The following is a 15,475-nucleotide window of genomic DNA, read 5'->3' as shown; positions in this document are numbered from 1 at the left end:
TCGTATCGCTTTCCGGAACGGCCTGTCCAGGGGGGAGGATGTACGTATGCAGCCTAGGAACATGTCCATGAGCGGCGTCGTCGACCTCGCCGCCGTCAAAGCGGCCGGTGAGGCCAAGGCCAAGGCCGAGCAGGCCCGTGCCGACGCCTCCCGGCAGGGCGGCGGCGGTGCCGCGGCCCCCAGCTCCCTCGTGATCGACGTCGACGAGGCGGGCTTCGAGCGCGATGTGCTGACCCGCTCCTCCGAGGTCCCGGTCGTCATCGACTTCTGGGCCGAGTGGTGCGAGCCGTGCAAGCAGCTCGGCCCGCTCCTGGAGCGTCTGGCCGTCGAGTACAACGGCCGCTTCGTGCTGGCCAAGGTCGATGTCGACGCCAACCAGATGCTGATGCAGCAGTTCGGCATCCAGGGTATTCCGGCGGTCTTCGCCGTCGTCGCCGGTCAGGCCCTTCCGCTCTTCCAGGGCGCGGCTCCCGAGGCCCAGATCCGCGAGACCCTCGACCAGCTGATCCAGGTCGGCGAGGAGCGCTTCGGTCTCACCGGAATCGTCGTCGATCCCGCGGCGCAGGGCGAGGACCCGGCGGGGCAGGTGCCGGCCGAGGTGCCCGCAGGCCCGTACGACGCACTGCTGGAGGCGGCGGCGCAGGCGCTGGACGCCAACGACTTCGGCGGCGCCGTCCAGGCGTACAAGAACGTGCTCGCCGACGACCCGGTCAACGTCGAGGCCAAGCTCGGCCTCGCTCAGGCGGAACTGCTGGGGCGCGTCCAGAAGATGGACCCCCAGCAGGTGCGCAAGGACGCCGCCGAGAATCCGGACGACCTGCGGGCGCAGATCGCCGCCGCCGATCTTGATCTCGTGGGCGGTCACGTCGAGGACGCCTTCGGCCGCCTCGTGGAGACGGTCCGCCGCAACTTCGGCGACGACCGGGACGCCGCACGGCTCCGCCTTCTGGAGCTGTTCGAGGTCATCGGGCCGGAGGATCCCCGGGTCGCGGCCGCGCGAGCCGCGCTGGCGCGTGTCTTGTTCTGATGTGACAACACGGCCGTGGAGCCCTCGGGCGCCACGGCCGTTTTCGCGTCCGGGGCGATAAGAGACCCCTCCGCTTTACCAAATCTTGACAAAGGTACGAACTGTTACTCGCAGTAAATCGCACCTTGGGATCTGTCCGCTTTCGGACCCCATTCTTCCTATTCCGGTGTCCGTTTGACACCACCCTGTGTGGCCGGTCGATGCCGCCCCGTCGCAGCTCGGTTATCGGGCCGTTACTAGCGAGTAACGAGACCCCTTGTGCCGCGGGCGTGAATGCACCACGATCGGCCAGGCTCGGTCCAATACCGCCAACCCCACCACCAGTCGGGGCAGGCGGCTCTGTTGGGTCCCCACCGAGTGGGTCGGCGGCAGTGGCGCCGATCGCGGACAGGGGGGTTCCTGCCGTTCGGCAGGGCCTGTCCGAACCGGTTGCGCAGAAGCGTGACCAGTGGTTGTCGCTCGGGGGTGATCGCCGGTGATTCGGATGCGGTACGCGCCTCCGGTCCGGGCGCTCTCCTTCCCGAGGACGTAGCACTTCTCCCATCCCAGGGCGGGCACGAGCCCGACCGGAGATGTACGTCCGAGAAGGAGGAAATTTATGAGTTCCCAAATCCGCGGTGGGACGAGATGGAAGCGTTTCGCTCTGGTCATGGTGCCGAGCGTCGTCGCGACCGCAGCTGTGGGTGTCGGTCTCGCGCAGGGCGCGCTGGCCGCGTCCTTCGCCGTGTCCGGCCAGAGCTTCAAGGTCAGCACCGACAAGCTCGTCGGTGAGGACTTCGTCCAGTACGGCAGCGTCGCTGTCGGCACGGACATCGATGGCAAGGAGAAGCAGGCACACCCGGTCGCGGTGTCCGGCTTCAGCAAGGCCACCATCACCAACATGTGCCAGTCGGTGGTCACGCCGAACCTGCCCTTCGGTCTCGGCAGCGTCAGCCTCGAGCTGAACGCCGGTACGGACCCGAAGAAGCCGGTCAGGGCGACCAACCTGTACCTGGACGTCGCACAGCTCGACGCGGACGCGTACTTCGAGCAGATCGACATCGGCGTCGGTGCCGCCTCGGTCGGTGCCCCCGGCATCCAGCCCGGTACGGAAGCGGCGGTCAAGAAGGGCGGCTTCGCGCAGCGCGCGAAGAAGGCCACCCTGACCAACGTGGAGCAGACGGCCTGGGCGACCACGGCCGGCACCTTCCGGCTCAGCAACCTGAGCCTGAAGCTGCACAAGGGCGTCAAGGAGTGCTTCTAAGCACTCGCCCGGGTGGCCGGAACGCCCCCTGAGGGTTTCCGGCCGCCCACCCCTTCTCTTCTCACGGCAGTACCGGTTCCAGGGAGCTGTTTTCCATGAGCCCCGAGTCCACAGGGCAGAACGAGCACCACCTCACCGTCCTCCGGCGGGGATTCCGCACCTGGCGGGGTAACCGGCCGTTCTGGGCGGGCCTGTTCACCATCGTGGGCGGTGTACCCATCGCCTACTTCCCTTACGCCGATCTCCACCTCGGCAACATGACGCTGGCGATGTCCACCACCGCCGGTGCCGGATCCCTGATCATCGGGGTCCTGCTGATCACGCTGGGTCTGACGATGTGGTTCCACCACATCGTGCGGGTGTTCGCCGGTGTCGCGGCGATCCTGCTGGCGCTGATCTCCATACCCGTCGCCAACATCGGCGGTTTCCTGATCGGCTTCCTGCTCTCCATGCTGGGCGGCGCGCTGTCCATCTCGTGGGCACCGGGTGAGCCGACGGCCGACGAGGACCCGTACCACAAGGGCGCGCCGCGGGAGCAGCCGCAGGCCGCGCCCTCGGAGGAGGCGTTCCACGGGGCGGCCGTGCCCCAGCAGCAGCCCGCCGCGTACGACACGGCGGTCGAGGCCGACGGCGGGGGGCATCGTGCGGGGTGACGACGGACAGCCGTTGAACACGATCACCGGCGAGGACCTCCGCGAGCGGAGGGGGCCGCGCCACGCGGCCCCGAGGAAGTCGCTGCTGACGAAGCTGCAGATACCCGCGGGCAAGGCATTCGCGCTCGCCGCGATGCCCACGGCGGTCTTCGTCGGCATGGGGCTCACCCCCAAGCTCGCGATGGCCGACGACGCCTCGGACATCCCCTTCGCCCCCGGGCCCTGCGTGACGCGCTCCGACGAGCCGAGCGAGTCGCAGGAGCCGAAGGCGACAGCGACTCCGACGCCGAGTGCCACGCCGAGTGCCGGCGCCACCGACACGGCGGAGAAGCCGGACACGGCCGGGAAGCCGACGGCGACCGAATCGGCCGCGCCGAAGCCCTCGGCGAGCTCGACCGCGCCCGCGACCACGGCGCAGGACAAGCCCGCGGCGACTCCGACCGCGACGCCGGAGGCCGCCGGGACGAAGAACCCGCTGGACCCGCTCGGCGTCGGTGACGCGCTCAAGGACATCTTCGACGGACCGGACCAGGAGACGGCGAGCCCGTCCCCGGCTCCCACCACCGAGTCGCCCGCGCCGACGGAGACCGCGCCGACGGAGACCGCCCCCACCGGGACCGCCCCCACCGAGACCGCCCCCACCACTCCGGCGGAAACGGCCGACAAGGCGAAGGACACGGTCGACAGGACCACCGACGCCATCCGCGACGCGGCGGACAAGGCGGGCAAGCAGGTCGAGGAGCTCGACGAGGACGTCAAGGGCCTCGACCCGGTGAAGGACGAGGACATCCCGGACGGCGCCAAGGAGCGCTTCCCGTGTCCGACCGCCGACCCCGAGGCGCTCGCCGCGGCCGACCTGGAGCAGGGACTGCCGCTGCTCCCGAACGAGCCGTGGGTCCTCGAATCGTCGATGCTCACGCTCAACGGGCTCGACTACAAGGGCATCGTCGAGGTGAAGCGGGAGGACGGCAGCATCAAGAAGGTGCTGAAGTTCACCGCGAGCTCCATCGACATCAAGGACCTCCACCAGCTGACGGTCGGTCCGGCCGGCACGACCGGTCACGTCACTTCGGACGAGGGCTCCACGTCCACGATCCGCGACGGCGAGGTGACGATGTACACGGAGGAGCTGAAGGGCAACCTCTTCGGCCTCATCCCGGTCACCTTCAGCCCGGAGACCCCGCCGCCGCTGAACGTACCCTTCGCCTTCTTCACCAAGGTGAAGGTGACGCAGGCAGGCCAGTTCGGCGGCTCGCTCCGGGTGCCCGGACTGTCGAACTTCTTCACCGGCGGCAACAGTTAGCGACCCTGGTCGCTACGAGAGGCTCGCAGCACGTGTGGCCCGCATCCCGACAGGGGGCGGGCCACACGTCCGTTCGTGCGTCAGTCGCGCTCGTTGCCGCCCAGGTGGTGGACCCGGACCATGTTGGTGGTGCCGGGGACGCCGGGGGGCGAGCCGGCCGTCATGACCATCTTGTCGCCGTCGTTGTAGCGGTTGAGCTTCAGCAGCTCCGCGTCCACGAGGTCGACCATGGCGTCGGTGTTGTCCACATGCGGGACGACGTAGGACTCGACGCCCCAGCTCAGCGCGAGCTGGTTGCGGGTGGCCTCCTCCGTGGTGAAGGCGAGGATCGGCTGCGCGACGCGGTAGCGGGACAGCCGGCGGGCCGTGTCACCGGACTTGGTGAAGGCGACGAGCGCCTTGCCGTCCAGGAAGTCCGCGATCTCGCAGGCGGCGCGGGCGACCGAACCACCCTGCGTACGGGGCTTCTTGCCCGGGACCAGCGGCTGCAGGCCCTTGGAGAGGAGCTCCTCCTCGGCGGCGACGACGATCTTCGACATCGTCTTGACCGTCTCGATCGGGTACGCGCCCACGCTCGACTCGGCGGACAGCATGACCGCGTCGGCCCCGTCCAGGATCGCGTTGGCGACGTCGGACGCCTCGGCGCGCGTCGGGCGCGAGTTGGTGATCATCGACTCCATCATCTGGGTCGCCACGATCACTGGCTTGGCGTTGCGGCGGCACAGCTCGATGAGGCGCTTCTGCACCATCGGGACCTTTTCGAGCGGGTACTCGACGGCCAGGTCACCACGGGCCACCATCACACCGTCGAAGGCGGCGACGACGCCCTCCATGTGCTCGACGGCCTGCGGCTTCTCCACCTTGGCGATGACGGGGACCCGGCGGCCCTCCTCGTCCATCACCTTGTGGACGTCCTTCACGTCCTCGGCGTCCCGCACGAAGGACAGGGCCACCAGGTCGCAGCCCATCCGCAGGGCGAACCGCAGGTCGTCGACGTCCTTCTCGGACAGGGCGGGTACGTTCACGGCCGCGCCGGGCAGGTTGATGCCCTTGTGGTCGGAGATGACGCCGCCCTCGATGACGATGGTCCGGACCCGGGGGCCCTCGACCGCGACGACCTTGAGCTCGACGTTGCCGTCGTTGATCAGGATCGGGTCGCCCTTGGCGACGTCGCCGGGCAGCCCCTTGTAGGTCGTGCCGCAGATCGACTTGTCGCCCGCGACCTCCTCGGACGTGATCGTGAACTCGTCCCCGCGGACCAGCTCGACGGGCCCCTCGGCGAACTTCGCCAGGCGGATCTTCGGGCCCTGGAGGTCGGCGAGTACGCCGACCGCACGGCCGGTCTCGACGGCGGCCTTGCGGACCCGGTCGTATCGGCCCTGGTGCTCCTCATGGGTGCCATGACTGAAGTTGAAACGGGCCACGCTCATGCCGGCCTCGATCAGAGCGACGAGCTGCTCATGGGAGTCGACGGCGGGACCGAGGGTGCAGACGATTTTGGAACGGCGCATGAGGCGGATCCTATCGGTTTGTTTCGCTGCGGAATATTCCGTCTGGTGGAAGATACAAAGGGGCGCGGGGGTGCTCAGTTGTCGACCTGTCCGACGAGCGCGAACGTCTGGTCGGCGATCTCCAGCTCCTCGTCCGTCGGCACCACCGCGACCGCGACTCGCGCGTAGTCCGGCGAGATCAGCCGGGGTTCGCGTGAGCGCACGGCGTTGAGGTCCCCGTCCACCGCCGGCCCGAGTTCCGCCAGACCGGCGATGGCAGCCTCCCGCACCGGGGCCGAGTTCTCCCCGACACCCGCCGTGAACACCACCGCGTCCACTCGCCCGAGGACCGCCGAATAGGCGCCGATGTACTTCTTCAGCCGGTGGATGTAGATGTCGAACGCGAGCGCGGCCCGCTCGTCGCCCTCGTCGACCCGGCGGCGGATCTCCCGCATGTCGTTGTCACCGCAGAGTCCGACGAGACCGCTCTTCTTGTTCAGCAGGACGTCGATCTCGTCCGTGGACATCCCCGCCACCCGCTTCAGGTGGAAGGTGACGGCCGGATCGATGTCTCCCGAACGCGTACCCATGACCAGCCCTTCCAAGGGGGTCAGTCCCATCGAGGTGTCCACGCACCGGCCGCCCGCCACCGCGGACGCCGAAGCGCCGTTGCCCAGATGCAGGACGATCAGGTTGACGTCCTCCAGCGGGCGCCCCAGCAGCTCCGCGGTCTTCCGGGAGACGTACGCGTGCGAGGTGCCGTGGAAGCCGTAGCGGCGGATGCGGTGCGCGTCCGCCGTCTCGACGTCGATCGCGTACCGCGCCGCGCTCTCCGGCATCGTCGTGTGGAACGCCGTGTCGAAGACCGCGACCTGCGGCAGATCCGGGCGCAGCGCACGCGCCGTACGGATGCCGGTGATGTTCGCCGGGTTGTGGAGCGGGGCCACCGGGACGAGCCGCTCGATCTCCGTCAGCACCTCGTCCGTGATCACGGTGGGCTCGGTGAACCGGAGTCCGCCGTGCACCACCCGGTGGCCGATCGCCGCGAGTTCGGGCGAGTCCAGGCCGAGCCCGTCGGCGGCCAGTTCGTCGGCCGCCGCCTTCAGCGCCTCGTCGTGGTCGGCGATCCGCTCCGTACGGACCCGGGGCTCCGCGCCGCCGCCGGGCAGCAGGGTGTGGGTGAGCCGGGAGGTCTCCTCGCCGATCCGCTCGATCAGGCCGACCGCGAGCCGGGAGTGGTCGCGCATGTCGAGGAGCTGGTACTTCACCGACGAGGAGCCGGAGTTGAGCACGAGGACGCGATGGGGGTGCACGGCTGCCACGGTGGTCGTACCTTCGCTGATCGGGGTGGTCATCCGGTTCACTCCTCGCCCTGCGCCTGGATCGCGGTGATGGCGACCGTGGTGACGATGTCCTGGACGAGCGCGCCGCGGGACAGGTCGTTGACCGGCTTGCGGAGCCCCTGTAGCACCGGGCCGACGGCCACCGCGCCCGCCGAGCGCTGCACGGCCTTGTAGGTGTTGTTGCCGGTGTTGAGGTCCGGGAAGATCAGCACCGTCGCCTGACCCGCCACCTCCGAACCGGGCAGTTTCGTCGCCGCGACGGACGGTTCGACCGCCGCGTCGTACTGGATCGGGCCCTCGATCCGCAGATCCGGCCGTGAGGCGCGTACCCGCTCCGTCGCCTCCCGCACCTTGTCGACGTCCGCGCCCGTTCCCGACGTGCCCGTCGAGTACGACAGCATCGCGATACGGGGCTCCACCCCGAACCTGGCGGCGGTCGCGGCCGACTGCACCGCGATGTCCGCGAGCTGCTCCGCGTCCGGGTCCGGGTTGACCGCGCAGTCGCCGTAGACCAGGACCTTGTCGGCGAGGCACATGAAGAAGACGGAGGAGACGATCGACGCGTCCGGCTTCGTCTTGATGATCTCGAAGGCCGGGCGGATCGTCGCCGCGGTGGAGTGCACCGACCCGGAGACCATGCCGTCGGCCAGGCCCTCCTGGACCATCAGCGTGCCGAAGTAGTTCACGTCCGACACGACGTCGTACGCGAGCTCCACCGTCACCCCGCGGTGGGCGCGCAGTCGCGCGTACCGCTCGGCGAAGGGCTGCCGCAGTTCGGAGGTCTGGGGGTCGATCAGCTGGGTCCCGGCGAGATCGATGCCGAGGTCCGCCGTCTTCTTGCGGATCACGTCGACGTCGCCGAGGAGCGTCAGCTCGCAGACGTCGCGCCGCAGCAGTACGTCGGCGGCGCGCAGCACCCGCTCCTCGGTGCCCTCGGGCAGGACGACCCGGCGGCGCTTGGCGCGGGCCTGCTCCAGCAGATCGTGCTCGAACATCATCGGGGTGACCCGGCCGCTGCGTGCCACGGAGATCCGGCCCAGCAGGTCGGCGGTGTCCACATGGCGCTCGAAGAGGCCGAGCGCGGTCTCCGCCTTGCGGGGCGTCGCCGCGTTCAGCTTGCCTTCCAGCGTGAAGAGCTCCGCCGCGGTGGGGAAGGACCCGCCGGAGACCGCGACGACCGGGGTACCCGGCGCGAGCCGGGATGCCAGCCGAAGGATCTCCTCGCCCGGCCGCTCGTCCAGCGTGAGGAGCAGCCCCGCGATGGGCGGCGTACCCGCACTGTGCGCGGCCAGTGCGCCGATCACCAGATCCGCGCGGTCGCCGGGGGTGACCACCATGCAGCCCGGGGTCAGCGCGTTGAGCACGTTCGGCAGCATCGCGCCGCCGAAGACGAAGTCCAGGGCGTCCCGGGACAGGCCCGCGTCGTCCCCGAGCAGTACGGTGCCGTCGAGCGCCGCGGTGATCTGGGCGACGGTGGGCGCGGAGAGCGCCGGGTCGTCCGGGAGGACCGCACAGGGGACGGGCAGCCGGGCCGTGAGCCGCTCGGCGACCTTCTCCCGGTCCTCGGGCGCCACCCGGTTCACGATCATCGCGAGGACGTCGCAGCCGAGGCCCGCGTACGCGCGGTAGGCGTTGCGCGTCTCGGACCGTACGGACTCGGCGGGCTGGCCCTTGCCGCCGACCACCGCGATCACGGAGGCGCCGAATTCGTTGGCCAGCCGGGCATTGAGCGCCAGCTCGTCGGGGAGCTGCGTGGCGGCGAAGTCGGAGCCGAGGACCAGCACCACTTCGTACTCCCGGGCCACCTGGTGGAAGCGCTCGACGAGCAGGGAGACCAACTCGTCGGTACCCTGCTCCGCCTGGACCGCGGCTGCCTCGTGATAGTCCAGGCCGTAGACGCTCGCGGGGCTCTGGGTGAGGCGGTAGCGGGCCCGCAGCAGCTCGAACAGCCGGTCGGGGCCGTCGTGCACCAGCGGCCGGAAAACCCCGACCCGGTCCACCTGACGCGTCAGTAGCTCCATGACTCCCAGGTCGACGACCTGGCGGCCGTCTCCCCGGTCGATTCCCGTCACGTACACGCTGCGCGCCACGCGTGCTCTCCCGTCCTGATCGGCCGACTGGTCCGGTGGGGGTGCTGTTATCCCGATAGGGGTGTCATTGGCTTGCATTGCTCTTGACGATACCTGCGGGGGCGGCGTGGGCGCCCGCCGGAGCCGGGCCCGCCAGGAGGCCGCTCCAGGGCCCGTTCCGGGGGGCTTACGACGGCCCCGCGGCCCCCCGGCCGCCCGGCCCGGCACCCGTCCCGTGCCCGGCCCGGTTCGTCCGCCGGCGCAGCCGAAAGCGCGGGGGCGGGGCCCGGCATGGGAGAATCGCTGTGGCTCACGGTACGGGGGTCTCTTCGAGGAGCCCCCCGAATGCACGGCACTAGCGAGCAGGAGACACAGCGCGATGCGCATCGGAATTCTCACCGCAGGCGGCGACTGCCCTGGCCTGAACGCAGTGATCCGGTCGGTCGTGCACCGCGCCGTGGTGGGTCACGGCGATGAAGTCATCGGCTTCGAGGACGGGTTCAAGGGGCTGCTCGACGGCCACTACCGGCCGCTCGATCTCAACGCGGTCAGCGGCATCCTGGCCCGCGGCGGCACCATCCTCGGCTCGGCCCGCCTGGAGCGCGACCGGCTGCGGGAGGCCGCCGAGAACTGCGACGAACTGAGCCGCCGTTACGGCATCGACGCGCTCATCCCGATCGGCGGCGAGGGCACCCTGACCGCCGCCCGGATGCTGTCGGACGCCGGAATGCCCGTCGTCGGAGTGCCCAAGACCATCGACAACGACATCTCCGCCACCGACCGGACCTTCGGCTTCGACACCGCCGTCGGCGTCGCCACCGAAGCCATAGACCGTCTCAAGACGACCGCCGAATCGCACCAGCGGGTCATGGTCGTCGAGGTGATGGGCCGGCACGCGGGCTGGATCGCGCTGGAGTCCGGCATGGCGGGCGGTGCGCACGGAATCTGTCTGCCGGAGCGGCGGTTCCAGGTCGACGACCTGGTCAAGATGGTCGAGGAACGCTTCGCGCGCGGCAAGAAGTTCGCCGTGATCTGCGTGGCCGAGGGCGCGCACCCGGCAGAGGACTCCATGCCGTACGCGAAGGGCGAGATCGACCAGTTCGGCCACGAGCGCTTCGCCGGTATCGGCAACCGCCTCGCCATCGAGCTGGAGCGCCGGCTCGGCAAGGAGGCCCGTCCGGTCATCCTCGGGCACGTGCAGCGCGGTGGGACACCGACCGCGTACGACCGGGTCCTGGCGACCCGCTTCGGCTGGAACGCGGTGGAGGCCGTCCACCGCGGCGACTTCGGCAGGATGACGGCGCTGCGCGGCAACGAGATCGCCATGGTCCCGCTCGCCGACGCGGTCACCCGGCTCAAGACGGTGCCGGCGGACCGGATGTACGAGGCCGAGTCGGTCTTCTGACCCGGATTCGGCCCGGAACCGGAGCGGCGCTCCGGAACCGGACCCCGGGACTCGGACCCGGAACCGGACCCCGGGACTCGGACCCGGAACCGGACCCCGGGACTCGGACCCGGAACCGGAACCGGACCCCGGTCCTCTGCGGGGGAGCCCTACACGCCCGCCGTGCGCCAGAAGTGCTCGACGATCCGGGCCAGGAAGGCGCGGCCCGCGTCTCCCGTCGTCGCCGTGCGCTGCGCGTCGGCGCTGCTCCAGCTCAGGGTGGACACCATCAAAGACTGGTAGTCGGCGTGCAGCTGCTCCAGCACGCTCTGGATCAGCCCCCGGTCCAGCGGTACGAGCTTCGCCACCGGGCGTACGTACGCCTGCCAGCGCGTCGTCACCGCGCTGTTCAGCAGCTCGGACAGCTCCTCGTTCCGGCCGCTCGCGGTCAGGAACTGCGCGGCCGTCAGCTCCAGCGCCTCGCAGAGCGCAGCGGACTGCCGTTCGTTGCCGCGCCAGCGGCCCGACTCCTCCATCCGCTGGTACGAGGCGCCGCTGAGCCCCGTCCGCCCGGCCAGCTCGTCGATCGAGAGGCCCTGGGTCAGCCGGTGATCCCGCAAGGTGGAGGCGGCGGCGAGCAGCTCGCCGGGCGCGCACCACAGCACACCGGCGAGCGCCGTGAGCTCGCGGTCGGTCGGCGTCGCCGTACCGCGCTCCCAGGCGATCACCGTCTCCGGCGGGAGCCGGAGGCCGTACTGGGCGGAGAGGCCGTACGCGACATGACCGGGCGCCATCCCCAGAGCCTCGCGAAGTCGGCGCGCGGCGGGGGCGTTGAAGGGCGGAGTGGGGTGCACGGCCCCACCGTAGGAGCCCGCGGACCCGCTGGCTACGGTCGCATCCACCCAGATCATCCTTCGTAGGAAGCTACTAGGACGAACCGGGTCCTGCGGGCGCGGTCAGTGGCCTTCCGCAACCCAGCGGTAGTGCAGCTCCGGGCGCCCGACCTGCCCGTAATGCGGCCTGCGCGCGGCCCGGCCGACCGTGACCAGATGTTCCAGGTAGCGGCGGGCCGTGATCCGCGACATGCCGAGCGCCTCACCTGCTGCCGCCGCCGTCAGCCCTTCCCCGGCGTCCCGCAGGGCCCGGGTCACCGACTCCAGCGTCGGACCGCTCAGCCCTTTGGGAAGCGCCGACGGATGGGTGACCCGCAGCGCGCCGAGCGCCCGGTCCACCTCCTCCTGGCCGCTCGCCTCACCCGCCGCCGCACGGAACTCCGCGTACCGCACCAGCCGGTCCCGGAGGGTGGGATACGTGAACGGCTTCAGTACGTACTGGACGACGCCGAGCGAGACCCCTTCCCGCACCACCGCGAGATCACGCGCCGACGTCACGGCGATGACGTCGGCCGCGTGACCGGCGGCCCGCAGTGAGCGCAGCAGCTGAAGGCCGTGCCCGTCCGGCAGATACAGGTCCAGGAGCAGCAGATCGACCGGTGTGCGGTCCAGCGCCCGCACCGCCTGTGCCCGCGAGTGCGCCACGGCCGCCACCTCGAAGCCCGGCACCCGGCCCACGTAGAGCTGATGGGCGTCCGCCGCCACCGGGTCGTCCTCGACGACCAGCACCCGGATCATGCGGTGACCTCCTTGCCCGTACGGGCGAGGAGCGGCAGCCGCACGGTGAACTCGGCGCCGCCCTCCGCGCCCCGGTCCAGCGTGACCGTCCCGCCGTTGCGATGCGCGGCCTGCCGTACGAGGGCGAGTCCGAGCCCGCGTCCGGCGCCGCGCGTCGACCAGCCGCGCCGGAAGACCTCGTCGGCGTCGTCGGGGCCGATGCCCGCCCCGGTGTCCGCGACCCGCAGCAGCAGCTCACCGTCCCCGGCGAGCGCCGTCACCGTGACCCGGGCCCGCGAGCCGGTGCGCGGGGAGGGGATGGTCACGGCGCAGGGCTCCGCGCCCACCGCACCCGGGCCGCCCGTCGCCGCCTCCGACGCCGCGTCGACCGCGTTGTCGATCAGATTGCCGAGGATGGTCACCAGATCGCGCTGTGCCAGCGCGGCGGGCAGCGCCCCGTCGTCGATCAGGCTGTTGTCGGCGAGCACCAGCTCCACGCCCCGCTCGTTCGCCTGCGCCGCCTTGCCGAGCAGCAGCGCGGCCAGCACCGGTTCGGCGACCGCGCCGACGACCCGGTCGGTGAGCACCTGGGCCAGCTCCAGCTCCGCCGTGGCGAAGTCCACCGCCTCGTCGACGCGGCCCAGTTCGATCAGCGACACCACGGTGTGCAGCCGGTTCGCCGCCTCGTGCGCCTGGGAACGCAGCGCCTGTGTGAAGCCGCGCTCCGAGTCCAACTCGCCTGAGAGCGCCTGCAGTTCGGTGTGGTCCCGCAGGGTCACCACGGTGCCCCGCCGCTCCCCGCCCACCACCGGACGGGTGTTGACGACGATCACCCGGTCCGCCGCGAGATGGACCTCGTCGACCCGCGGTTCGGAGGCGAGCAGGGCCCCGGTCAGCGGGGCGGGCAGCTCCAGCTCGGCGACGGTCCTGCCGACCGCGCCGGGCTCCAGGCCGAGCAGCTCCCGGCCCGCGTCGTTGATCAGCGCGATCCGGCGCCGTCCGTCCAGCATCAGCAGGCCCTCGCGGAGCGCGTGGAGCGTGGCCTCGTGGTAGTCGTGCATCCGGCTCAGCTCACCGGCGTTCATGCCGTGCGTGTGGCGCCGCAGCCGGGCGTTGATCACGTACGTACCGAGGCCGCCGAGGGCCAGCGCTCCGCCGGCGGCGAGCCCCAGCGCGCCCAGCTGCTCGCGCACCTGCGTGGAGACCCGCTCGACGGTGATGCCCGCACTGACGAGCCCGGTGATCCTGCCGCCGTCCCTGACCGGGGTCACGACCCGTATCGAGGGCCCGAGCGTGCCGGTGTACGTCTCCGTGAACGTCTCGCCGCGCAGTGCCTGGGCGGTATGCCCGAGAAAGGTCTCGCCGATCCGCTCGGGGTCCGGATGCGTCCAGCGGACGCGCTGCGGATTCATGATCGTGACGAAGGCGATCCCGGTCTCCTCGCGGACGTGCTCCGCGTACGGCTGGAGCACGGCGGAGGGGTCCTCTGTGCGGATCGCCTCCCGTACGGAGGGAGAACCGGCCACCGCCACCGCCGCGGCCCGCACCTGCCGGGTGGCGGTCTCCTCCGCCTGCGCGCTCCCGGAGACGTACGCGAAGAACGCGCACCCCGCGACGACAGCCGCCACCAGCACGACCTGCATGGCGAAGAGCTGGCCGGCCAGGCTGCGGGGGCGGGTACGGGGGAGGCGCATGCCGTCCAGTCTGCCTGGCCCGGTCCGCCCGGCGGGAGGTGGCTTGAACCCGACCGTGAACGATATGAACGCAAGGGTGACGGGGGTCACAGGGAGATAGATAGTCGCCGAGGCCCCCAGGGACGGGGGAGCGACCGCGACATCAGCCGAGGAGGCCCCCGTGGCAGCTGCAGCCGCAAGGCGGGACCGGACCCACTATCTCTACCTGGCCGTGATCGGAGCCGTGGTTCTCGGCATTCTCGTGGGCTTCGTGGCCCCCGGGGTTGCGGTGGAGCTCAAGCCCATCGGTACCGGTTTCGTGAACCTGATCAAGATGATGATCTCGCCGATCATCTTCTGCACGATCGTGCTGGGCGTCGGCTCCGTACGCAAGGCCGCCAAGGTCGGTGCCGTCGGCGGGCTCGCCCTCGGCTACTTCCTGGTGATGTCGACGGTCGCCCTGGCCATCGGCCTGGTCGTCGGCAACATCCTGGAGCCCGGCTCCGGTCTGCACATCACCGAAGCGGCCCGCGCCGCGGGCGAGCAGCAGGCGGCGGGCGCCAGCGAGTCGACCGTGGACTTCCTGCTCGGCATCATCCCGACCACCATGGTGTCCGCCTTCACCGGCGGCGAAGTGCTCCAGACGCTGCTCATCGCCCTCCTCGCGGGCTTCGCGCTCCAGGCGATGGGCGCGGCCGGAGAGCCGGTCCTGCGCGGCATCGGCCACATCCAGCGCCTGGTCTTCCGGATCCTCGCCATGATCATGTGGGCCGCCCCGGTCGGCGCGTTCGGAGCGATGGCCGCCGTGGTCGGCGAGACCGGCCTCGACGCGCTGAAGTCCCTGGCGATCATCATGATCGGCTTCTACATCACCTGTGCGCTCTTCGTCTTCGTGGTGCTCGGCACGATCCTGCGGCTCGTCGCCGGGGTCAATCTGCTGTCGCTGCTGAAGTACCTGGGCCGTGAGTTCCTGCTGATCCTGTCCACCTCCTCCTCGGAGTCGGCCCTGCCCCGGCTCATCGCGAAGATGGAGCACCTGGGCATCAGCAAGCCCGTCGTCGGCATCACCGTGCCGACCGGCTACTCGTTCAACCTCGACGGCACCGCGATCTACCTCACGATGTCCTCGCTCTTCATCGCCAACGCGATGGGTGACCCGCTGACGGCGAGCGAGCAGATCTCGCTCCTGATCTTCATGGTGATCGCGTCGAAGGGCGCGGCGGGCGTCACCGGTGCCGGTCTCGCCACCCTGGCCGGCGGCCTCCAGTCGCACCGCCCGGAACTGGTCGACGGCGTCGGCCTGATCGTCGGCATCGACCGCTTCATGAGCGAGGCCCGCGCCCTGACGAACTTCGCGGGCAACGCGGTCGCCACGGTCCTGGTCGGCACCTGGACCAAGGAGATCGACAAGGAGCGGGTCGGTGAAGTCCTCGCCGGTCGTGTTCCGTTCGACGAGAAGACGCTCACCGACGACGCTCCCACGGAGAACGTGATCCCCGAGCCCCGCGAGGGCGGCGAGGTGCCCGCGAAGGTCTGACGGCAGGACGACCGAGAGGCGGCCGGTACGGGACTCGCCCGACCGGGGCCGGGGGTTTACGGTAGCAGGGCTACGAGGCCCGGCGCGGGACAGGGACCCCACCGACGCGAAATGCGACGACCACCGCGGGCACCTACCCCGGC

General features: G+C 70.6%; 12 protein-coding genes. 6 read left to right on the top strand and 6 right to left on the bottom strand.

What is annotated here, in order from left to right; translation table 11 throughout:
- The first annotated feature begins 67 nt into the window (after positions 1-67).
- The 4 genes from ACFWSK_RS31110 to ACFWSK_RS31095 all read left to right on the top strand — a co-directional run bounded on the left by ACFWSK_RS31110 (position 68) and on the right by ACFWSK_RS31095 (position 4,226).
- On the top strand, positions 68-1,027 hold the full coding sequence (locus ACFWSK_RS31110; RefSeq protein WP_383793444.1) for a tetratricopeptide repeat protein: 960 nt from the start codon (positions 68-70) through the stop codon (positions 1,025-1,027).
- A gap of 598 nt (positions 1,028-1,625) precedes the next feature.
- The gene (locus ACFWSK_RS31105; RefSeq protein WP_383793441.1) at positions 1,626-2,270 is read left to right on the top strand and encodes a DUF6230 family protein; all 645 of its coding nucleotides are present in this window, start codon (positions 1,626-1,628) and stop codon (positions 2,268-2,270) included.
- Positions 2,271-2,365: 95 nt separating this feature from the next.
- Entirely contained in the window at positions 2,366-2,923 is a 558-nt protein-coding gene (locus ACFWSK_RS31100; protein ID WP_383793438.1) for a DUF6114 domain-containing protein, read from the top strand.
- The gene (locus ACFWSK_RS31095; RefSeq protein WP_383793435.1) at positions 2,913-4,226 is read left to right on the top strand and encodes a hypothetical protein; all 1,314 of its coding nucleotides are present in this window, start codon (positions 2,913-2,915) and stop codon (positions 4,224-4,226) included. The genes ACFWSK_RS31100 and ACFWSK_RS31095 overlap by 11 nt, the downstream gene beginning before the upstream one ends.
- A gap of 80 nt (positions 4,227-4,306) precedes the next feature.
- Here the strand turns inward: ACFWSK_RS31095 and pyk are convergent, their stop codons facing one another.
- The 3 genes from pyk to pta all read right to left on the bottom strand — a co-directional run bounded on the left by pyk (position 4,307) and on the right by pta (position 9,149).
- Entirely contained in the window at positions 4,307-5,737 is a 1,431-nt protein-coding gene (pyk, locus tag ACFWSK_RS31090) for a pyruvate kinase (RefSeq protein ID WP_383793433.1), read from the bottom strand.
- Positions 5,738-5,811: 74 nt separating this feature from the next.
- Entirely contained in the window at positions 5,812-7,071 is a 1,260-nt protein-coding gene (locus ACFWSK_RS31085; RefSeq protein ID WP_383793430.1) for an acetate kinase, read from the bottom strand.
- A 5-nt stretch (positions 7,072-7,076) separates the two neighbouring features.
- On the bottom strand, positions 7,077-9,149 hold the full coding sequence (gene pta / locus ACFWSK_RS31080) for a phosphate acetyltransferase (RefSeq protein WP_383793426.1): 2,073 nt from the start codon (positions 9,147-9,149) through the stop codon (positions 7,077-7,079).
- Positions 9,150-9,507: 358 nt separating this feature from the next.
- Here pta and ACFWSK_RS31075 point away from each other — a divergent pair, with 358 nt between their 5' ends.
- Positions 9,508-10,533: an ATP-dependent 6-phosphofructokinase gene (locus ACFWSK_RS31075; protein WP_383793424.1), complete on the top strand. Its 1,026-nt coding sequence runs from the start codon at positions 9,508-9,510 to the stop codon at positions 10,531-10,533.
- A gap of 149 nt (positions 10,534-10,682) precedes the next feature.
- Here the strand turns inward: ACFWSK_RS31075 and ACFWSK_RS31070 are convergent, their stop codons facing one another.
- Genes ACFWSK_RS31070 through ACFWSK_RS31060 form a run of 3 tightly spaced genes read right to left on the bottom strand, consistent with a single transcriptional unit; the run spans position 10,683 to position 13,816 of the window.
- Entirely contained in the window at positions 10,683-11,423 is a 741-nt protein-coding gene (locus ACFWSK_RS31070; protein ID WP_383793421.1) for a helix-turn-helix transcriptional regulator, read from the bottom strand.
- A gap of 45 nt (positions 11,424-11,468) precedes the next feature.
- Entirely contained in the window at positions 11,469-12,143 is a 675-nt protein-coding gene (locus tag ACFWSK_RS31065) for a response regulator (protein ID WP_383793418.1), read from the bottom strand.
- Positions 12,140-13,816, bottom strand: coding sequence for an ATP-binding protein (locus tag ACFWSK_RS31060; protein WP_383793415.1), 1,677 nt, complete (start codon positions 13,814-13,816; stop codon positions 12,140-12,142). The genes ACFWSK_RS31065 and ACFWSK_RS31060 overlap by 4 nt, the downstream gene beginning before the upstream one ends.
- 160 nt (positions 13,817-13,976) lie before the next feature.
- Here ACFWSK_RS31060 and ACFWSK_RS31055 point away from each other — a divergent pair, with 160 nt between their 5' ends.
- Entirely contained in the window at positions 13,977-15,332 is a 1,356-nt protein-coding gene (locus ACFWSK_RS31055) for a cation:dicarboxylate symporter family transporter (RefSeq protein WP_383793412.1), read from the top strand.
- Positions 15,333-15,475: the final 143 nt, after the last annotated feature.

It is taken from the genome of Streptomyces sp. NPDC058620, assembly GCF_042717135.1.
Lineage (GTDB): Bacteria > Actinomycetota > Actinomycetes > Streptomycetales > Streptomycetaceae > Streptomyces.
This window is presented reverse-complemented; position numbering and strand designations above follow the sequence as displayed.